The sequence below is a fragment of the Bradyrhizobium sp. 179 genome (assembly GCF_023073535.1).
GTDB lineage: Bacteria > Pseudomonadota > Alphaproteobacteria > Rhizobiales > Xanthobacteraceae > Bradyrhizobium.
Map to the genome: position 1 here is coordinate 1 of NZ_JADPJR010000090.1, position 2,134 is coordinate 2,134.

The 2,134-nt window shown below is 61.9% G+C and carries 2 pseudogenes; one reads left to right on the plus strand and one right to left on the minus strand.

The features are described from left to right. Positions 1 to 165: pseudogene (locus IVB12_RS21660) on the minus strand (IS21 family transposase); the annotation flags it as partial. Between IVB12_RS21660 and IVB12_RS21665 the strand changes: the two are divergent. Next, a pseudogene (locus tag IVB12_RS21665) lies at positions 148 to 1,490 on the plus strand (peptidase S10). The pseudogenes IVB12_RS21660 and IVB12_RS21665 overlap by 18 nt on opposite strands. Positions 1,491 to 2,134: the final 644 nt, after the last annotated feature.

Genomic DNA, 2,134 nt, shown 5'->3' on the forward strand with positions numbered 1-2,134 from the left:
CACGTCCCAGATCGTCTGATCGGTCAGCTCCGGATGGCGATGAGCCTTGGCGTAGGCGATGCATTTGTCGAGCAGCCAGGCGTTTAACTCGTCGAGGTTTTTGAACCGCAGCCGCGGCGTGAAGAAGCGTTCCCGGACCAGCCCGACCTGGTTCTCGAGCTGCCCGGGCGGACGCTCGCATTCACGGCGACCGGAGGTTCCATCCGCCTGTTCGACGACAAGGGCGAGCCGCAGGCCAATGGCATACGCCTCCTATCAGCTCGACGGTGGCGACTGCGCCACACGCCCCGTCACGTTCTTCTTCAACGGGGGCTCTGGTGCATCGTCGGCCTGGCTACAGCTCGGCAATGCCGGTCCTTGGCGGCTGCCGATCAATGCTGACGAGGTCGCACCATCGACGTCTGCGGAGGTGAAGCCCAATGCGGAAACCTGGCTCGATTTCACCGACCTCGTCTTTATCGATCCGGTCGGGACCGGCTATAGCCGCTTCGTGGCGACTGGCGAGGATGTCCGCAAGCGGTTCTTTTCCGTGGACGGCGATGTCAGCGCGCTCGCCGTCGTGATCCCCGTTGGCTCGAAAAGCACGATCGCCTGTTGTCGCCAAAATATGTCGCGGGCGAAAGCTACGGTGGTATTCGCGGGCCAAAGTTGGTGCGCCAGTTGCAGAAGCAGCAAGATGTCGGCGTGAAGGGCCTGATCATGATCTCACCGGTGTTCGACTTCCGCGACTTCGGCGGCACGAGTCTCTTCAATACGTCGCAAAGCTGCGAGCTATGTCGCAACCGCACGCGAAGCCAAGGGGCCGGTGAAGCGGGCCGATCTCGTCGAGGTCGAAGCTTACGCGCGCGGCGAGTTCTTGACCGACCTGGTCAAGGGCACCGCGGAAGGAGGCGGCCACGCCGCTGGCCGACAAGGTCGCCACGCTAGCGGGAATAGACCAGGCGGTGAGCCGCCGGCTCGCGGGCCGCTTCGATGTCGCCGATTTCCGCCGCGAGCTCGACCGCAAGAACGGCAAGGTGACCGGCCGCTTCGATGCTTCCGTGCGTGGCCTCGATCCCTATCCGGATTCTAACAGCTATCGCTTCGGCGATACCTCGGGGGAGGCGCTTCTGGCGCCACTGACCAGTGCCGCCGTCGATCTCCTCACGTGCAAGCTGAACTGGCGGCCGGACGGCTCCTATGAGCTAATCAACGGTGCGGTCGGGCAAGCCTGGGATTTCGGCGGCGGTCCCGCGCAGTCGGTGTCGGAGCTGCGCGAGATCCTCGCAACAGACGCGAAGATGACCATGCTGGTCGGGCGCGGCCTGTTCGATCTCGCAACGCCCTATTTCGGCTCGCAGATCATGCTTGATCAGTTGCCCGCGTTCGCCGCGGCGCCGCGCGTCAAGCTCGCGGTCTATCCGGGCGGCCACATGTTCTACTCGCGTGATGCATCGCGCCAAGCCTTTCGCGCCGAGGTCGAAGCGATGATGAAGCCGGCGGCGAAATAAGTCACAAGTAAGCGCTCGGGTGTGTCGTATGTCACCGCTTTCTCAGCGGGAGACCGCAACTGAAATCCTAGCGCCAGCTTGCGATTTTGGAGATTTTCGGCTGACCGGTCTTTGCCGGCTTCTTTAGCGGCGTCACCGGGGGGCAAATAGCCTAGCCAGCTGGCAGTGCTCCATCGCGCGCGACAACGTTCTTCATCGCGGATTAGTTCTCAGCCCACCTGAGCGCCTCCTCTTAGAAGCGCAGTAAGGACCCGATCGGAACGCACGAGCATCTTGTCTTTCTTCGCGTGAGCCAAATCCGACGCGTGCGGCCTTCGATTTCACGAGCAAAGGAGCGATCCCCACCTACGTCGCAGTTGCGACATCTGGGGAAGTGCCGCGGACATCAAACAAGATCATAGATAGCGACCTCAAGCAGAACGGCATTTCTGGGCTGCCGTTGTAAGCCGAATGAGTGTTGAGTAGCCCCAGTATGGTCGAGCGGTGCAGAAGCCTGCCGCATCTGATTCTGGGAGGTCAGCAGTCAGACGTGCTTACGATGCGGTTTGGTCGTCCGTGAAGAACCCTGAATTCAGGCTGGATTGATCCGGGGTCGGGCGAGGAGGATGGCCAGGATTTGCCACAACGAGAGCCTGAGGCCAGCA